This window comes from Desulfurobacterium crinifex, assembly GCF_054656775.1.
In genome coordinates, this window is the sequence record NZ_BAAHXO010000004.1 from 1272240 (window position 1) to 1289570 (window position 17331).

Annotated in this window: 15 protein-coding genes; 11 read left to right on the forward strand and 4 right to left on the reverse strand. The window is 36.9% G+C overall.

The genetic code is table 11. The features are described from left to right. Window positions 1–8: 8 nt before the first annotated feature. From phoU to ACYQ3A_RS08550, 3 genes are read left to right on the forward strand one after another with little or no spacing between them, the layout of a single operon-like run. Complete coding sequence (gene phoU / locus ACYQ3A_RS08540) at window positions 9–710, forward strand: phosphate signaling complex protein PhoU (protein WP_459896878.1); 702 nt, start codon at window positions 9–11, stop codon at window positions 708–710. Further along, window positions 697–1539, forward strand: a complete 843-nt coding sequence (locus tag ACYQ3A_RS08545; protein ID WP_459896879.1) for a prohibitin family protein — start codon at window positions 697–699, stop codon at window positions 1537–1539. The genes phoU and ACYQ3A_RS08545 overlap by 14 nt, the downstream gene beginning before the upstream one ends. Continuing rightward, window positions 1539–2354, forward strand: coding sequence for a metal ABC transporter permease (locus tag ACYQ3A_RS08550; RefSeq protein WP_459896880.1), 816 nt, complete (start codon window positions 1539–1541; stop codon window positions 2352–2354). Before ACYQ3A_RS08545 ends, ACYQ3A_RS08550 begins: the two co-directional genes overlap by 1 nt. Here ACYQ3A_RS08550 and ACYQ3A_RS08555 read toward each other — a convergent pair. Both ACYQ3A_RS08555 and ACYQ3A_RS08560 read right to left on the reverse strand, forming a co-directional pair. Further along, window positions 2328–3128: a DUF72 domain-containing protein gene (locus ACYQ3A_RS08555; protein WP_459896881.1), complete on the reverse strand. Its 801-nt coding sequence runs from the start codon at window positions 3126–3128 to the stop codon at window positions 2328–2330. The genes ACYQ3A_RS08550 and ACYQ3A_RS08555 overlap by 27 nt on opposite strands. Next, the gene (locus tag ACYQ3A_RS08560; protein ID WP_459896882.1) at window positions 3053–3637 is read right to left on the reverse strand and encodes a flavodoxin family protein; all 585 of its coding nucleotides are present in this window, start codon (window positions 3635–3637) and stop codon (window positions 3053–3055) included. Before ACYQ3A_RS08560 ends, ACYQ3A_RS08555 begins: the two co-directional genes overlap by 76 nt. 325 nt (window positions 3638–3962) lie before the next feature. Between ACYQ3A_RS08560 and ACYQ3A_RS08565 the strand changes: the two genes are divergently transcribed. The 8 genes from ACYQ3A_RS08565 (at window position 3963) to ACYQ3A_RS08600 (ending at window position 13768) form a co-directional block, all read left to right on the forward strand. After that, window positions 3963–4946: a DUF499 family protein gene (locus ACYQ3A_RS08565; protein WP_459896883.1), complete on the forward strand. Its 984-nt coding sequence runs from the start codon at window positions 3963–3965 to the stop codon at window positions 4944–4946. 77 nt (window positions 4947–5023) lie between these two features. Next, window positions 5024–6409, forward strand: coding sequence for a hypothetical protein (locus ACYQ3A_RS08570; RefSeq protein WP_459896885.1), 1386 nt, complete (start codon window positions 5024–5026; stop codon window positions 6407–6409). After that, window positions 6399–7304 carry a PglZ domain-containing protein gene (locus ACYQ3A_RS08575; RefSeq protein ID WP_459896886.1) on the forward strand — a complete coding sequence of 302 codons (906 nt, stop codon included), beginning with the start codon at window positions 6399–6401 and terminating at the stop codon, window positions 7302–7304. The genes ACYQ3A_RS08570 and ACYQ3A_RS08575 overlap by 11 nt, the downstream gene beginning before the upstream one ends. After that, a complete protein-coding gene (locus tag ACYQ3A_RS08580; protein ID WP_459896887.1) occupies window positions 7295–8512 on the forward strand; it encodes an HD domain-containing protein in 1218 nt (405 codons plus the stop codon). The genes ACYQ3A_RS08575 and ACYQ3A_RS08580 overlap by 10 nt, the downstream gene beginning before the upstream one ends. Beyond that, entirely contained in the window at window positions 8509–9024 is a 516-nt protein-coding gene (locus tag ACYQ3A_RS08585; protein ID WP_459896888.1) for a hypothetical protein, read from the forward strand. The genes ACYQ3A_RS08580 and ACYQ3A_RS08585 overlap by 4 nt, the downstream gene beginning before the upstream one ends. After that, the gene (locus ACYQ3A_RS08590; protein ID WP_459896889.1) at window positions 9021–11762 is read left to right on the forward strand and encodes a DUF1156 domain-containing protein; all 2742 of its coding nucleotides are present in this window, start codon (window positions 9021–9023) and stop codon (window positions 11760–11762) included. Before ACYQ3A_RS08585 ends, ACYQ3A_RS08590 begins: the two co-directional genes overlap by 4 nt. A 21-nt stretch (window positions 11763–11783) precedes the next feature. Then, window positions 11784–12191: a DUF8076 family protein gene (locus ACYQ3A_RS08595; RefSeq protein ID WP_459896890.1), complete on the forward strand. Its 408-nt coding sequence runs from the start codon at window positions 11784–11786 to the stop codon at window positions 12189–12191. Next, window positions 12188–13768 (forward strand): DEAD/DEAH box helicase, encoded by a 1581-nt coding sequence (locus tag ACYQ3A_RS08600; RefSeq protein ID WP_459896891.1) that lies wholly within the window; start codon window positions 12188–12190, stop codon window positions 13766–13768. The genes ACYQ3A_RS08595 and ACYQ3A_RS08600 overlap by 4 nt, the downstream gene beginning before the upstream one ends. Here ACYQ3A_RS08600 and ACYQ3A_RS08605 read toward each other — a convergent pair. Beyond that, window positions 13765–15714 carry a sensor histidine kinase gene (locus ACYQ3A_RS08605; RefSeq protein ID WP_459896892.1) on the reverse strand — a complete coding sequence of 650 codons (1950 nt, stop codon included), beginning with the start codon at window positions 15712–15714 and terminating at the stop codon, window positions 13765–13767. The genes ACYQ3A_RS08600 and ACYQ3A_RS08605 overlap by 4 nt on opposite strands. Beyond that, window positions 15707–17320 carry an NAD(P)H-hydrate dehydratase gene (locus tag ACYQ3A_RS08610; protein ID WP_459896893.1) on the reverse strand — a complete coding sequence of 538 codons (1614 nt, stop codon included), beginning with the start codon at window positions 17318–17320 and terminating at the stop codon, window positions 15707–15709. Before ACYQ3A_RS08610 ends, ACYQ3A_RS08605 begins: the two co-directional genes overlap by 8 nt. Window positions 17321–17331: the final 11 nt, after the last annotated feature.

Consider the following 17331-nt stretch of genomic DNA (forward strand, 5'->3'; position numbering starts at 1 on the left):
AGGGAATGATGATTGAGCGCTACATAGAGGATCTTGATGAACTCAAGAGAAACTTTATAGAAATGGCGGACATGGCCAGAAAGATAATAACTGAGGCCATGGAAGCTTTAACTGAGAGAGATGTTGAAAAAGCAGAAATTACTTACCAGTACGATAGATTGATTGATCTGAAGGAGCTTGAGATTGAGGAGAAGTGTGTAAGGATACTTGCTCTCTATTCTCCTGAGGCGACCGATCTGAGATTTGTTGTCTCTATTCTGAAGAGTATTGTTGACCTTGAGAGGGTTGGAGATCTGGCAAGAGATATCTGTGAGACTGCGATTCATCTCTCCAAATACCCGCCAATCAAGCCTTACGTTGACCTTCCAAGGATGCTGACGATAGTGAGTGATATGCTGAAGGATTCAATAATGGCTCTTCTCAGGGGAGACATAGAGCTGGCAAAAGAGGTGATAGATAAAGATGATATCGTTGACAGCTTCTATGAGAGGCTCTTTGAGGAGTTGACAGATATTGCGACAAAGAACCCTGAAAATGGAGCCATAGCTGTCAGGCTTATACTTGTGGTTAAAGCTCTTGAAAGGGTTGGAGACCACGCGACAAACATTGCAGAGTATGCAATCTACTACAAGACAGGAGATGTGGTGAAGCACAAGAAAGCCCAGGAGTATCTGAAGAAGTTGAAGGAGAAGAAGAGTGGAGAGGAGTAAATCCGCCACTTTTGTGACAGCGTTAGTAATCGGGGTTGCTGCTGTAGCTCTTATTTTGACCCAGGCCATTGAGATTATTGATGCCGGTGAGGTTGGTGTAAAGCTGAGGCTCGGTAAGGTTTCAAAGGAGGAGCTCTATCCCGGAATCCACATTGTAATTCCTGGCATTGAAAGAGTTGTTGTCTTTTCTACAAGGGTTGAGAAGATAGATATGACTTATAAAACCAGGAATCCGATTACTGCTTTGAGCGTTGAAGGGTTACCTGTAAGGCTTGATGTAACAATTCTTTACAGGATAATACCTGAGAAGGCGGATGAAATTTATAAGAACTATGGAATTAACTTTGCTGATAAAGTTATTGTACCGATAGTTAGGGAAACTGTTAGGAATGTTGTTGCTCAGTATAAGATAGAGGATCTCTACTCTACAAAGAGGGGGGAGCTCCAGAAGAGGATTTACGATGGAGTGAAGGAGAGGCTAAAGAGGGCAAACATTCAGGTTGTTGATGTTCTTCTGAGAGATGTGAACCTTCCTAAAAAGGTTGTTGAAAAGATTGAAGAAAAGTTGAGGGCAAAAGAAGAAGCGGAAAAGATGAAGTTTGTGATTGAGAAAGAGAGGCTTGAGGCAGAGAGAAAGATAACGGAAGCAAGAGGTATTGCCGAGTCAAACAGGATAATTTCAAACTCTCTTTCTGAAAAGTATCTCCAGTGGTACTATCTTCAAACTCTTAAAGAACTGGCAAGCAGTCCAAACAATACTTTCATCATAACTCCTTACGATAACAAGCTTATACCGATGCTGAATCTCCAAAAGAACAGTGGAAAGTGATGGAGCTCCACAATCCCTTTGTTTATCTTCATTACAGTTTTGGAGTTAAAGCCCTCATTTCAGCCATTCTCTCCGGAATTGTGTGCTCCGCTGTGGGTTCTTACGTTGTTCTTAGGAAGATGGCTTTCATCGGAGCAGGGCTTTCCCACGTTGCTTTTGCGGGAATAGCCTTTGGGCTTCTCCTTGGAAGTTCTCCCATACTTTTTGCACTTCTCTTCACACTTGTTGCAGGTGTTGTTCTCTGGTACCTGAGCACTAAAAAGCAGATTCACTCCGATGTAACCATCGGAATTCTTTTTGCAGCGAGTATGGGACTTGCTGTAATGTTTTTAAGCTTCTCCAGCAGTTACAGCTCAGAAGCTCTCTCCTACCTCTTTGGAAGTCCTCTGATTGTCAGTAATCTGGACATTTCTCTATTGATTCTTGTCGCCTTAGTAACGTTTTTCTTCTACAGTTTTTTCTGGAAAGAGATATACCTGACAACTTTTAGTGAGGATATAGCAAAAGCATCTGGTTACAATGTTGAGCTGCTGACCTTTTTAGCTTATCTTCTCATTGCCTTTGCAGTTACTCTATCGATAAAAGCGGTTGGAGTTCTGCTGGTCTTTTCTCTCCTTGTGATGCCTGCTGCCTCTGCTTTTAAGATTGCAAAGAATTACAACAGCTTTTTCTTTCTGTCGGTGCTTTTCGGATTTCTCTCCTCTTTCCTTGGGATTTTTCTTTCCTTTCTCCTCGATATACCTTCCGGTGCTGCAATAACCTTTTTATCGTTTCTGATTTTCCTCTTCTCAGTTGTTATTAAGAGAAAGGTTTAGATACTCTCTGAGTTTTAAGGCGTTTTCCACAGCGTAACCTCTGCTTGTGTTGTTGAAGAAGCAGAGTTTATTTTCAGAATGGGACACATTTATCTTTTTTGCAAATTCTTTGAGCTCCTCATCTGTGTAAGAATCGCTGTAAAGTTTTCTCCTTCCATGAAACCTGAAGTAGGCTGTTTTCTCCGTCTGGACACACTCTTTCAGCCAATTAAGGCTTTGAGGAAAGTCAGAACAGCACACAGGAATTTTCTTCTCCTTGAAAAAAACTAAGTGTTCTAACCATTCTGGAGCCCGCAGTTCAACTATGATCTCTATACCTTTGAACTTTTCAAAAAGGTTTACCAGAAAATCAAAACTTTTTTCAGACGGTTTAAAACTCCTTGGGAATTGTGCAAGTAGGGAGTAAAGATTCTCTCCCAGGATTTCCTTAATCATGAAGAATGGAGAAACATTCTCGTCCGTTAACTGTCTATAGTGGGTTATTCCTCTGTAAAGCTTAAAGATATAGGTGAGCTCTGGAGCTTTCTTTTTGTAGTTTTTGATTGAGGACTTGACCGGCAACCTGTAGAAAGTGGAGTTTACCTCTAACGCGTTAAAGTGTTCTGCATAGTACTCAAACCACTTAGATGGTGGAAGTTCAAAGGGGTAGAAGATGCCCTTCCACCCCCAGTACATAAAACCGCTTGTTCCGATGAAAATCATCTCTTTTCTTTGATCAGGTTTAAGACCTCCCTTACTCTCTTTCCAACGCTCCTTGCTGTCTGGAGTCCCCATTCGTCTATCTCAAATGTGTCATCGACCTGCTTTGCAATAGCAGCACATCCAAAGTGAGCGGTTGGATCTGAGTCTGCTACTAAGATCATTCCGTGAATAAGAGCCCAGGAGTGAATTGCTTGAAGTGTATGCTCCTGTCCTCCGTGCTTTGTTGCACCTACAGCTATTGCTGCACAAATCTTATCCTTTAGATCCCAGTTTATCCTCAGTGTTCTTGACCTGTCAAAGAGAGTTTTTAACATTCCTGTGATTGAACCAAAATAGACAGGAGAACCAACAATTATTGCGTCAGCTTCTTTCATCTTTGCTGCAATTTCTTCGTAACCGTCCTTCACAATGCATATACCACCATTTTTCTTGCAGGCGTTACAGACCTTGCAGTACTCCAGATCATAGTCGGAGAGGGAGATTATTTCCGTTTCAAAATCCTGGAGTTCCTTTAGAGCTTCTTCAAGGAGAATAAGCGTTGAGCCTTTCCTATGGGATCCGTTAATGGCAAGGACTTTCATCTTTCACCTCCGAGTTGGATTAAAAAATTTTAACTTAAATTATGTACTAAGTTCCCTTTCTAAGATTCATCTGTAATTACATTATTAGCCTTTCTTTTTTTGAAAACAACCTCAAAGCAGAAGTTTTCAACTTCGGGTCAACTTAAAAACGTATATCTTCTTGCAATAGCTTTCTAACTATTATGTAAGAAGATCTTTAGGTAACAGGTTATACTATGTAATATGTAATTTTGTATATAATAAAACATATCAAGACTGAGATTTTGAATATTTGAAAGGTATAATTAGGAGAAATTTTTTATTGACATTCTTATGGAGAAGAAGGATGTTGCGCATAAAGGACATATTAACTGTGCGGGAAGAGGTTGTAAAGGGGGCTTTTCAAGGAGTTATCCAGACTCATAAAATTGACGCAAAAGAACAAAGGTTGGAAAATAACCCACAAAAGTTCTTAAGTATCACTTATCCTTCTGTTGCAATAAGAAGGGTTCTTGAAAGAATAGAAGAAAAGATTTCAGGAAAGTCAAATCAGGGAGGTTTCTTACTTGTAGGTCCTTATGGTTCGGGGAAATCGCATACTTTAATAACACTCTATCATTTATTTAATAATCCGGACTTAGCAAAGACCTGGGGGAAACAATGGAAAATAGATGCTGAACTTCCTGAAAAAAGTAAATCTATTATTGTTTCTACCAGAAGGTACGACGTTGATCATTTGTGGGAACCTATTTTTAAACTTTTAGGAAAAGAAGATCTGCTTTGTGAAATAAAGAGATTCCCGACAACTGATCAAATTGAAGAAGTAATCGGTGAAGGTACCGTCGCCATCTTTATAGACGAAATAGAAAACTGGTATGGTGCTTTCGATCCAGAAACACAGTCTCACCTTATTGAACAGAATGAAACTTTTTTAGAACATTTACTGGAAGTAGCGTCAGATCCTAATAAGAATTTATTCGTTTTCATAACTTTCCTGGAAGAAAAGAAAGGACTAAAGAAAATTTTCAATAGAACAAAACCAGTAAGAATAGATGTTAGTCCAATAGAAGACAGAGAGAAAGTAATCCTTCACCGTCTTTTTGAAAATATAGAAGCTGTAGAAGACAATAAGATTAGAAGGGTAGTAGAGAATTATATTGATGCTTATTCTGAGCCTATAGAGATTAATGACTTAGTGAGCTATAAACGAAGAATGATGAGAACATATCCTTTTCATCCTTTGCTTTTAGATACTCTCTTTCAGATTTACGAGGCTGCAACTGAAAGACAAGATGTAAGAGGAATGCTAAACGTCCTTGCAGATGCGTAAGAGATACTTACGAAAAGAGAGATCTTATTTTACTAACTGATATTGATGAGAACGCATTCAGAGGAATAGATTTAAAGTTGACCGAAAAATACAGATTTGATTTAGAGAGAGTCAAAGATATAGGATTTGCTAAGGAAATATTAAAAACTATTTTGATTTTTACATTAAATGAGAAAAAACAAGGAGCAACAGAATCAGATGTTCTATTGTCTGTATTTCGTCCGACGGAAGGGCACACTTTAAATTCAATACTAATGGATTTGGAAAACATCTATGGAAAACCTTATTACCTTCATAGGAAGAATGGAATTTATTCATTTAAGCACGAACTTAACATTTATGCTTTGCTTGAAAAAGAAAGAGAAAAGGTAGATGAAGACAGTGTCAAAAGTAAGATTGTGGAAATAATCAAAAAAGATGTTTTTGAAAACAGAGTTTTTATTTATGGTTTTGAAGAAATTCCTGATAATGGCAAAACCAAGATTATTATATGGACGGAATCATTAGCAAGGAAAGATGAGCTAGCTAAGAAATTAAATGAGTTTTACAAGGGAAAGATATGGCAGAATACATATATACTTATACTACCTGAGGTAAATTCCGTTTTTTCTTTTGAAGTACTCGAAAAAGGGAAGAGATTAAAAGCAGCAGAAAGTTTAGCGGGTCAGATAAAGGAAAAAGAAGAAAAAGAAAAGCTGAAAAGAATTATTGATGAAGAAAGAAAGAACATCTCAGATAAGTTAAGAGGCTTCTATGGGTATATGATAAAGTGGGTGGATCGTGGAGGAGAACTGCATTTTAGAACAATTAGTATAACTCCAGATGTAAACTCTATAAGAGAAAAAGCAAATAGTGATCCGGATTTGTGTGCTGATTTCATTGTTGATGAAATAAAAGATAAACCAAGCGGTGTAAGAGTGGAAGAAATTGTTAACAACTTTAAAAAATTCAGGAGATATCCTTTTATTTTGGATGAAGAAATTATCTATATGGCTATAAGAAACTTACACAAAGATAAAAGAATAATAATTCAAGGTGAAAGGGGTAAGTGGTACATCGACGAATCACCAAGAAGTATAGAACCATCTTACGTTATCATTCATCCGAAATATGCACCTGAAGTTGAAAAAGAAGAGGATGAAAATCTATACTCTGTTCTACCCAAGTTAGATTCTGAAACTAATAACCCAGAAGATCACAGTGTTTTTGTTGAGCCACAAGAAGTAAACAGAAGAAACAGAAAAAAGTTATCTCTTGGAGGGAATTCTCCGAGAGTAATTCTTAGTCAAGTAGAAGCTAGAACGAGCGAAAAAGATGAATTCGAGGAAATTTCTATTAAGTACAAATTCAGAAAGAACATTTCAAAGAAGGAAATTATGAAATTTATTAAGCAATTTCCTTCCCAGGAAGAATGTGAAATCTCGGCGGAAATAGTGCTCTGGAGAGAGGAGGATGAAGATTGAAAATACTTTTATTGCTGAGCTAATTGAAAGTAAAGATCCGGTTTCGATTATAGGGGGAAAACTTTTAGAAATATGGTTCAGTACATCCAATAAAGAAAATAGTATCGAAGATTATTATTATAAAGGAGAAGAAGAAGCGAAAGATTTTGAAGAATTTATTCTAAAAGCATACTGGGAATTTTATGATCTGTTGGCAAAAGCTTGTTTAAATAGAAAAAACGTTTTTCAAATGTACAAAGATGAAGTGATTGTGGTAATGGATGGAATGAGTCTAAGAGAAAGTATACTCCTTCATAGGAAATTGGAAATTGAAGGGTATAAAGTAAAGCATAGTTTAAACCTATCAGCTCTACCCTCAGATACAGAGATTTTTAGAGAGAAAATAGGAAAATCTATTAGTGAATTTTTAAACATAAATAATCCAGAAAATATACGGCTTTCTGGCGATGAAAAATTAATCTGGTCTTATTTTCCAGATGTAATGCTTGATAAGATAAAGGTGGGACAAACTGTAATTTCTTCTCTTAAAGAAATGTATAAAACCACTGAAAAAATAATTCTTGAAATTCTGAGAAAAGTTAAAACCAAAAAATTGATCATCACTTCTGATCACGGATACCTAAGAACTGAAGCAGGCTTCATATTTTCTGTTCAAGATATAGTGAAGAAAAAACTCCAGAAGACGTTTGGTGGTAAAAGATTTATAAGAATGGACGAAATTGAAGTTGATGGAGATTTAGAAAGAGAAGGATATATCAAAGGATTTAATGGTTACTATGTAGTAAAGTCTCGTTATTCATGGCCTGTTTCCGGGAAATATAGTATTTACATACATGGTGGCTTAAGCCTTATGGAATGTTTTGTGCCTGTGCTGGAGGTGGAAAAGTGGGGTTAAATATCAGAGATCCTATTCATGGTTTTATTCAGCTAAATGATTTAGAGGCTAAGATTATTCAAACTTTTCCATTCCAGAGACTACGATTTATTCACCAGCTTGGGACAACTTCATGGGTATACCCGAGTGGAATTCATACAAGATTCGAACATTCCTTAGGAGTTCTTTTACTTTCTTCGCGGATTATTGAAAGACTCAAACTCTTGAAAAGTTTAGATATAAGTGAAATGGATGAGAAAGTATTTAGGTTAGCAGCATTATTGCATGATATAGGTCATGCTCCTTTCTCTCATGTGGGTGAGGATATGGGACTTTTTAGAGAAGGAATCGATCACGAGCTGATGGGGAAGAAAATCATTGAAGAAACAGAAATAGCAGAACTTATCAAAAATGATTTAGGAGAAGAGGCCATCGAAAGAATCGTTTTTATCATTACTGGAAAAGGAAAACCGAGTTCTTCCTTAGACAACTTGTTTGCTGTTTTACTCACTGGACAGGCCGGAATTGACAGGATGGATTACCTGTTAAGAGATTCGTATTTCTTAGGTGTAATGTATGGAAGATTCGACTTGGAACGGATCTTAGAAACTCTGTGTTATGATGATGAACGTAATTTATATTGGGAAGAAGGTGGAATACATGCACTTGAGCAGTTTTTACTTGCAAGATACTTTATGTTTACAGAGGTTTACTATCATAAGAATCGTAGAATTTTTGACTTTCATTTATCCTTGTTGATAAAGGAATATCTTCAGTCAAAAGGATTAGAACATTTTCCTGAAGATGTTGATAAATATCTAAGATTCAATGACTATCATTTAATTAGTTGGGCGTTCATTTCTAACTCACACTTCGAAAGAGTTTTCCTCAAGCGAGGTTTTTTTAGGAAAATTGATATAGAAAGTTCAGATCATCCCTCTCCTCAAGAAGAGGTTTTATGGAACTGGTTGGAATCTGAGCTAAAGAAAAATTTTAATGAAACCGATTTTTATTTCGACAGAGCGGATAAATCTCCTTATAAATTTGAAAAATCTGACATAGGAGTATTATTAAACGGTGAACTAAAACTTTTGCACGACGTCTCAAAACTTATTGAGTCCTTGAAACCTATAAAAAAGAGGCGTATATATTCATCGTCGGAAAAAAGAGAAGAAATATCACAGTACGTTAAAGAGTTTCTCGACAGAGAAAGGAGGAGGATACAATGAACACCCTGGAAAGATTAGCAACCATATTGGAATTGTTAAATAAGACTGGTAAGGCGGTAGGTAAAACATTCTTACAGAAAGGTATTTACATCCTCCAAGAAGGATTAAAGGTTAATCTCGGATATAAATACAGGCTCTATCTTTACGGACCCTTTTCTCAAGAATTAGCGAATGATATAGATTATCTTCATGATGTTGGATTGATAAGTATTGACTACAATCCACAGGGATATGGCTATCAGATTAAGATTACAGGGGCGGGAAAAAATTTCTTGAGCAATTTAAAGAATTTAGAAAGTGATGAAGATGTTAAGAAGGTAGTTAAAGTTCTCTCTCTTATTGGAGAAAAGAATGTAAGAGAAATGGAATTATTTGGCACTGTTCTTTATTTTGCCAAGTTAACTAATGACGACTCTGAAATAAAAAGACTCATGAGGACCGTAAAACCCCATTTTCATGATAACGAAATTGAAAAAGCTTTAGAAAAGTTAAGAGAAGAAGGCATAGCATGAAACCAATTGAAAGAGATTTTCCCATAGAACAGGTTAACGAGATAGCTGAAAGAGAGGCACATGCAAAGGAAAAGTATAGACCTGTACTTTTTATTCATAAATGGTGGGCAAGGAGACTTGGAAGTGTTTTCAGAACAATTATGCTCTACACACTTGTTGATGAAAACACGAAGGTTTTTGACGAGGTAAAGGGTGGATGGCGAAAAGTAACGAAGGAAGAACTTAAAAATCCATGGCTTTTGTATCTGAAAGATGTTGACTTTGGTGGTAAAGTTGTTTTAGAGCCTATGATGGGTGGAGGAACTACCGTTGTTGAAGCATTGAGAACAGGCTGTAAGGTAGTTGCTCAGGATTTAAATCCTGTTGCATGGTTCTTGGTCAAAAAGATTGTTGAGCCAGTTGATATTGACGACTTGAAGAAGTCTTTTAAGAAACTGGAAAATCAGGTTGCTGATGAAATTAAAAGGTATTATAAGACCGTTTGTCCGCATTGTTTAGAAGAATACGCAAAGATTCATAATAGAAAGCCCGAGGACGTTTTAAAAGAAGTAATTGAGAAGTTAAAGATTACAAATGACCCAGGGGAAGTTTATGAGCAGTACTGGTTTGAGAACCCAATGAGGATAAGAAAAAACATCTTTGCAGATACGATGTATTACTTCTGGATAAAGGAAGTTCCCTGCCTTGCCTGTGGAACGAAAGTTCCGCTTTTTAGAGGTTATATGCTTGCAAGAACAAGAGACAAGAAAGGTTACCATGTAATCTGTCCAGATTGTGGAAATATTTTTGTTGTTGATGATTACAGAAAAAATACAAAATGTCCAAAATGCGAGAAAGAATTTAATCCAGATAAGAGTGGAAATGTTCAGGGAAAATATTACACTTGTCCAAACCCTGGCTGTGGACAAAAAAGCGTTATCGTGGAAACGATAAAGAAAACTGGGAAGCCAAGAGAAAGGCTTTATGCAGTTGAATACTTTTGTCCATATTGCGGAAGAAAGAGTTATAAGCAGGCTGATGATTTTGATTTAAATCTTTTTGGAAAAGCAAAGGAAGAGTTTGAAAGTGTAGAAGAAATTTGGCTTGGAAAGTACATTCCTGATACGAAAATTCCCAAAGGACAGGAAACATATCCAAGGCTTATAGAGAATCATGGTTATAAATATTGGAAAGATATGTTTAATGAGAGACAACTTTTGAGTCTTGGAAAACTTTTAAAAGCAATTTTAGAACTAGATATAGATGAAAACGTCAGAGAATTATTGATAGTTGCATTCTCAGATGACTTAAATTATCAAAATATGCTTTGTGAGTATAATAGAACTGCGAACAAGCTCAAAGAATTGTTTAGTAAACATGCGTATCATCCTTCTATTAATCCTGTAGAAAATAATTTGTGGGGTTGTAAGTATGGTCTCGGAACCTTTGTAAGCATCTTTAGTAAGATTTTATCTGGAAAAAGATTCAACTTAATACCTTTTGAAAAGTATATTTTAGGAGGAAGAACTTTAGAAAAATCGATGAAAAATCAAATTATAGGAGAGATTGGAAACCTTTTTAAAGACAACAATGCTAATGTACTAATAACTTGTGGTGATTCTTCTTTCCTTAATATTCCCGATAAATCAATTGATGCAGTTATAACTGATCCACCTTACTATGGTAACGTAATGTACTCAGAACTTTCAGAATTCTTTTACGCATGGCTTCGGTTGGCTTTAAAAGATAAGTATGAGCATTTTAGAAGTGAGCATGTTCCAAACGCTACAGAAGCAGTCGTCAACAAAGTTCAGGGTAAGGACGAAAAAGACTTTGTTGAGAGCTTAACAGCTATTTTTAAAGAGGCACATAGAAAACTAAAAGATAACGGTTTGATGGTTTTTACATTTCACCATCAGGAAGAAAAAGCATGGGGTGCTGTTTTACAATCGGTTCTCAATGCTGGCTTTTACATTTCAGCCATCTATCCTGTTCAATCGGAGAAAAGCACTTCAACTCACATCTTCCAGAAAGCAAATGTCCGCTACGACATGGTTATTGTTTGTAGGAAAAGAACTGAAAAACCAGAAAGGAAACACTGGTCACAGATAGAAGATGAGATTTACTTCAAGGTTCAGGATGAGATAAAACGGTTGGAATCAAGGAAAAGGAACCAGACGCAGGAAGATATATTTGTCATAACCATAGGAAAATGCCTTGAACTTTACTCTAAATATTATCCTGAAGTTTACAAGGAAGGTAAAAGGATATCTATAGAGGAAGCCTTATCTTCAATAAGAGAGATCGTTGATTCCCAACTTTTGCATACTCGCTTCAATCAGGTAGCAGCAGAAACGGATACAGTTACAGCGGTGTATTTATTCTATATGGCCGGGAAAACAAGTGTATCCTACGATTCTTTAAGTAAGGCACTAAGAATGAGAAATATTCCAATGAAAGAAGTTTTAGAATCAGGACTTGTGGAAAAGGAAGGAAATCAGCTTTTAATTCTAACACCAAAAGAAAGAGCAGAAATCATAAAATTAAAAAGGGAGCTTTCCGCTATCGATAGAGTTCATTATTTGTATAATCTCTGGAAAGAAGGCACGATTATCAAGTTTGAAAAATCTTTAAGCGACGACGAGAAAAATTTTTGGGCTTCTGAATCTGTGATTCAGACCCTTAAATTTCTTTATGAGATAGAAAACGATAAAACTTATGAAGATTTATTAAAATATCTTCCTAAGTGGTTTAAATGATGGAATTGAAAAGGGGGATAAATGAGTGGAATGGATATAGGTTTCAACATATTGGAGAAAAAGGAATGTAAAAATGAACTTTTTAAGGATAGAATGAGCATAGTTGAATTCTTAAGACAGGTTTATAGAGAGAAAAAATTACCTCGTGACTTTGCAGTTTATGGTTTAGAGGAAATGCTTTACCGTTCGAAAAATCCTGATAGACTCTCAAGAAAGGTCTGGCATCTTTTAACAGATGCTGCAAATTTCTTAACAAGAAATTATTACATAATTCAGATTGTTATTGATGGAAAAATTGAGATTATAGAAGACTCTGAAAAACCAGTGGTAAATTACAAAAATAAGCGGTTTAGACTTTATCCAATCTTTGGTAGAGTAAAACAAAAGGACTTAAAACACTTCATTGCACCATTAAACTTGCAGTCATGATAAATTTCAACAATTGGGAAGGATGGTACTTCCATCATCTGGCAAGAAGGGCTAAAACATTTGGACTCGATGATACAGCTTTCTTTCTTGAAAAAGCAGGTTGGGAACTTGTTAAATCAGAACAAATTTCCACAGAGATTACATCTAATCTGGAAAAAGCATTAACAAGGTTAGCTTCTATAAGGAACTTTGAAAAAACATGTGACAGATCTAATTGTGGTATATGTAGATCGGTTGTAAAGGAATTTTTCTCTGGAAAACTTATAGATTTCCCTTGGAAGCTTTCAATTGAACTCTACAGATGGCAAAAAGAGGCTAAGAAAGCTTGGTGGGAAAATGGAGGAAAAGGAATTGTTAAAGTAGTTACCGGGGCAGGAAAAACAATTTTTGCTCTTTCTCTTATTTCAGAGTTATTTAATTCGGAGGCATACAGGGATGGAGGTCTGAGAACAATTATCGTTGTTCCTACGACAATCCTCCTTGATCAGTGGTTAATTGAGATAACGGACAAGCTTCATATACCAAGAGAAAAAATAGGCGTATTTTACGGAAAAGAAAAAGAAAACGTAAAAGATAAACTCTTAGTGATCTACGTTATAAACTCTGCAAGAGAATGTTTAAAAAAGCATTACGAGAAATTTTATAAGGGTAATGACATATTTTTGATTGCCGATGAATGTCATAGATACGGTAGTAAGGAAAATTCAAAAATATTTGAAGTTCCGTTTTCCTACACTTTAGGGCTTTCAGCTACACCAGAACGTCATGGAGATTGGGGATTTGAAGAGAAACTTGTACCAAATCTCGGCAGAGTAATTTATTCTTACACATATAATAATGCTCTGATAGATGGTATCATTCCTCCATACAAGATCATAAAAGTAATGGTAACTCTTACTCCTACGGAGATTTTGGAATACAGGCGATTAACGAAAGAAGTTAAAAAGTTAAGGAATTTCTTAAAGTTGTGCTATCCAGAATTAAGAAAGCTACCTCATGATGAGTTTATTCGAAAGTTGAATGAGCTTCATGTGCGGACCGGTGATGAGAATATCCGAAGATACATTGGTTTATTGAACCTGAGAAAATCAATAATTCATGAATCAGTTTCTAAATTGCATGCTTTAGAGTGGTTGTTTTGTAAGGAAAATTTACGCTCGGAAAAAGTACTTGTATTCCACGAAAGGATAAAGTTTGCAGAGTATATTTATGCATTCCTGAGGAAAAACAATTTCTCCGTTGGTGTCTATCATTCTGAAATGAATCTAAAGGATAGATTAGATAGTATATCTAAGTTCAAAGATGGAGAAATAAATATCCTCGTAACATGTAAGGCTTTAGATGAAGGATTTGATGTACCTGCAGCGGAAACAGGAATCATTGTGGCTGGTACAAGCAGTGTGAGACAATGGATACAAAGAATGGGTAGAATCCTTCGTAAGTCACCGTCAAAGGAATATTCTAAAATATACGTTATATTTGCAAATTTTGTTGAGAGAGATGTTTTTTTAGAAGAAGAGTTAGCAGATTTTGAAAAAGAGGCTCTGAAAGTTGAAATGATTAAGCTAAATTACTAAACTGGAAGCTCAATAACAAAGGTATTTCTATCAACTGTGTAGATCTTCCCTCCGTGATCTTCAACTATCTTCTTGACTATCGATAGTCCCAGTCCCCAACCTTCTTCTTTTGTAGAGACATAAGGAACAAAGAGCTTGTCCGCTATCTCCTCAGGAATTCCGGGTCCGTTATCTCTGAATACAATAAAAACCTTACCATCCTTGGTTGTTGTGGAAACGTTAAATTCAGTAGCTCCTGCTTCAATGCTGTTATCTATAAGATTTGTGAAAACTTCCCTCATAAGACTTCTGTCAACAGGAATCTGGGGAATGTCTTCGAGATTGAAGTTTATTTTGATCTTGTTTTCATAAGGTTCAATTGTGCTTCTTATCAGTTCATTGATATTTGTAATCTTCTTTTCAGGAAGAGGTAGTCTTGCAAATCTTCTGAACTCATCTATAAGACGCTTTATAACCTCTACTTCGGCAAGTATGGAATCTACAGCTTTATCAATAATTTCCTCAATTTGAGGGTTCCTTTTCTTGAACTGCCGTCTTATCCTCTCAGCGTTTAACGTAATCGGGGTAAGTGGATTTTTGATTTCATGGGCAATTCTCCTTGCCACCTCTTTCCACGCCTGAGCTTTCTGAGCTTTAACTAAGTCCGTAACGTCCTCCACAATTAGGATTCTATCAGAAATTTCAGGAGAGACTATAAGTTCAACTGCAAGGAACTTTTCACTGCCACCTATTTCCTCTCTGACTTCCGTCTTCCTGATTCCAGACTCTATCATCTGTTCCACTACTTTTTTGAGTTCCGGATATTGGGAAAGGAGATTCCAGACGGAATTCCCTTTGTTCTTGTTGGGGAGTCCGAAAAGTCTCTTTGCCGACTGGTTGCACGAAACTATAACTCCTTCATGGTTAAACGTTATGATAGCTGGAGAGATATTGTTGAGGATTTTCTCCATATATCGGCGGCTCTCTTCAAGGGATCGTTTGAGAGCTCTCAATTGCTCGACCATATAGTTGAATGCTGTTATAACGTGTTTGAGTTCGTCTGAAGCTTCTTCCTCCACCTTTACGTTAAGATCGCCCTTAGAGATCTTCTGAGTTGCTCTATAGAGAGCCTCAATAGGAATTGTTATTCTCTTTTCAAAGTACCTTGCAAACCATAGAGCTCCGAAAAGGACAGCAAGTCCCATCATTCCAAAGGCTAAAGTGTAGAGAGTTTTTATTGGAATCTGATAGGTTACAAGTGTTTCATAATTGGTGTGGAGCTCTTTTATTTTTGTAATGTTCTTCACTAAAGTTTCTGGTAGTTCTTTTGAAACACAGTAGATATGATTTGAATTTTTCTGACAGACAATTATCTCTTTGCTTTTCTTATCTATGTAGGAGTAACTATTAAATTTCCTTAAAGCCTTTATCTCCTCTTTAGAAATTGGTATATTTCCAACCCTGACTATTTTTCCATTGGCTCTAAGAAATCCATCTATTCCGTAAACTTTCAGTGTATGAGACGTGACTCTCCTATGGGAAAGCTGATTAATCTTCCTCTTCAGGTCATCTGCTATGAATTTGATAAACTGATCTGAAGTCTCTTCTGAGATTCCCACAATTCTCTTTACCTGAATTCTCAAAAGCCTATCAAGACCTTTGTTTACAACACCACTTGAGAGGAAAATTGTAAAAAGTGCAGGTCCCAAAATTAAGAGAACAAAAGCGGTGAAAATTTTAAGCCTCAAGTTTGTTTTAAAGTGGGGAAAAAAGAAGAGAACCAGATTCCTGATGAAAATTGCAAAGAGAACTGTCAGCAGTATCAGTATAAAGATAAAAAGAATGTGAAAAACGGGATTGTTGAGGTAGAACTCCCCCGAAAAGGAGGAGATAAAGCTAATTCCAAAGTAACCTATAAGAATGATTCCTACAAAGAGAAGGAGAATCTTAAAGACTTTTCTAAACACCTACTATCTCTCTAATATTTGTTACAAAAGGTTCTCTGTGCTTTGTAGGATTAATCTCTCTTTCCTTTATTTTCTTAACTGCTTCGGGAAGAAAATCTATAATGTCACAAGCTTTCAGTGATTCCTGACTTAATTCTTGAGCTCCGATGTCTCCAGCTAAGGCGTGCAAGAATACTCCAAATTTGGCTGCATCCTCAGCCTCTACTCCCATTCCAAGAAGAGCTCCAATAATCCCGGAAAGAACGTCTCCCGTTCCCGCTGTAGCCATTCCAGGATTTCCTATAACGTTTATGTAAACCTTTCCATCTGGTGTCGCTACAACGGTTCTTCCGCTTTTGAGGACAACTGTTACACCGAACTTTTGGGCAAACTCCTTTGCTTTTTCATGTGGAGATTTGAGTATCTCTTCCTTTGAAAGTCCTGTAAGTCTTGAAAACTCTCCAATGTGGGGAGTAATGACTATCTCTTGCTCTTTAGCTTTAAGTATCTCAGGATTTTCAGCAATAGCGTTAATACCGTCTGCGTCAATTACGAGGGGTTTGGTTACTTCCTTTACAACTTTGCGGGCGAATTCAAAGGTTTCTGGTTCGTTTCCAAGACCTGGTCCCAGAATAACTGCTGAGAACTTTCCTTTTTCAACGGTTTCAACAACTCTGTCGAGAGTGTCTATTCCAAAGTATCCTCTACCGGCATCAGAAACAGGAATTGACATGGTTTCTGTCAATTTAACTTCGAATATTGTGTTAAGTGAGGCTGGGACTATGACCGTTGAAAGTCCAGCACCTGTCCTTAAAGCAGCTTCCGCACTCATACAGGGAGCTCCTGTTTTTCCAGCCGAACCTCCAATAACTGCAACGTGGCCATAGGTGTACTTATGGCTCATTATCTCCCTGATTGGATAGGTAAAAGCGACTTCATCAAAAGTCAGTATGTACCTCTGAGGACCGAGCAGGAACGGGATATCCTCTGGAATTGAGATATCGACAACAAATAGCTCCCCGACATAGTAGCAGGCAGGAGGCAGTATGTGGGCAATCTTTGGGAAACCAAAGGTAACCGTGATATTAGCTATAATGTGAGTGCCTATTATCTCTCCAGTATCTGAAGAGAGTCCCGATGGAATGTCAACAGAGACAACAGTCTTATTTGCTTTGTTTATCACTTCAATCAGATCTCTATAAAAGCCCTCAACAGGTTTTGAAAGACCCGTTCCAAATATGGCGTCAACTATAAAATCTGCCTCTTTCAGAAGAGAGTAAACTTCAACAAGCCTTGTGGAATCCTTTACAACGTGAACTGGGACTGGAAGCCTTGAAAGAATTTCTGCATTCGTTCTCGCATCTCCCTTAAGTTCCTCTATCTCAGCAGTCAGGATAACTTCAACATCGTATCCCAGATTATAGAGATTTCTCGCTATTGCTAATCCATCTCCACCATTGTTGCCTTTACCGCATACAACAACTACAGAATTCCCCTTGACTTTATCGTAAATTACAGATACGACACCCCTTGCAGCGTTCTCCATCAGGACAATGCCTGGTATCCCAAGAACTTCAATAGTTTCCTTATCAAGATTTCTCATCTCCTCCGCTGTTGTTACCCTCATCTCTCCCTCCT

Coding starts and splice junctions, on each gene's coding strand:
- ACYQ3A_RS08555 (WP_459896881.1), bottom strand. CDS start 3,128: ATGGGGACTCCAGACAGCAAGGAGCGTTGGAAAGAGAGTAAGGGAGGT.
- ACYQ3A_RS08550 (WP_459896880.1), top strand. CDS start 1,539: ATGGAGCTCCACAATCCCTTTGTTTATCTTCATTACAGTTTTGGAGTT.
- ACYQ3A_RS08600 (WP_459896891.1), top strand. CDS start 12,188: ATGATAAATTTCAACAATTGGGAAGGATGGTACTTCCATCATCTGGCA.
- ACYQ3A_RS08595 (WP_459896890.1), top strand. CDS start 11,784: ATGAGTGGAATGGATATAGGTTTCAACATATTGGAGAAAAAGGAATGT.
- ACYQ3A_RS08560 (WP_459896882.1), bottom strand. CDS start 3,637: ATGAAAGTCCTTGCCATTAACGGATCCCATAGGAAAGGCTCAACGCTT.
- ACYQ3A_RS08565 (WP_459896883.1), top strand. CDS start 3,963: ATGTTGCGCATAAAGGACATATTAACTGTGCGGGAAGAGGTTGTAAAG.
- phoU (WP_459896878.1), top strand. CDS start 9: ATGATTGAGCGCTACATAGAGGATCTTGATGAACTCAAGAGAAACTTT.
- ACYQ3A_RS08575 (WP_459896886.1), top strand. CDS start 6,399: ATGAAGATTGAAAATACTTTTATTGCTGAGCTAATTGAAAGTAAAGAT.
- ACYQ3A_RS08585 (WP_459896888.1), top strand. CDS start 8,509: ATGAACACCCTGGAAAGATTAGCAACCATATTGGAATTGTTAAATAAG.
- ACYQ3A_RS08590 (WP_459896889.1), top strand. CDS start 9,021: ATGAAACCAATTGAAAGAGATTTTCCCATAGAACAGGTTAACGAGATA.
- ACYQ3A_RS08610 (WP_459896893.1), bottom strand. CDS start 17,320: ATGAGGGTAACAACAGCGGAGGAGATGAGAAATCTTGATAAGGAAACT.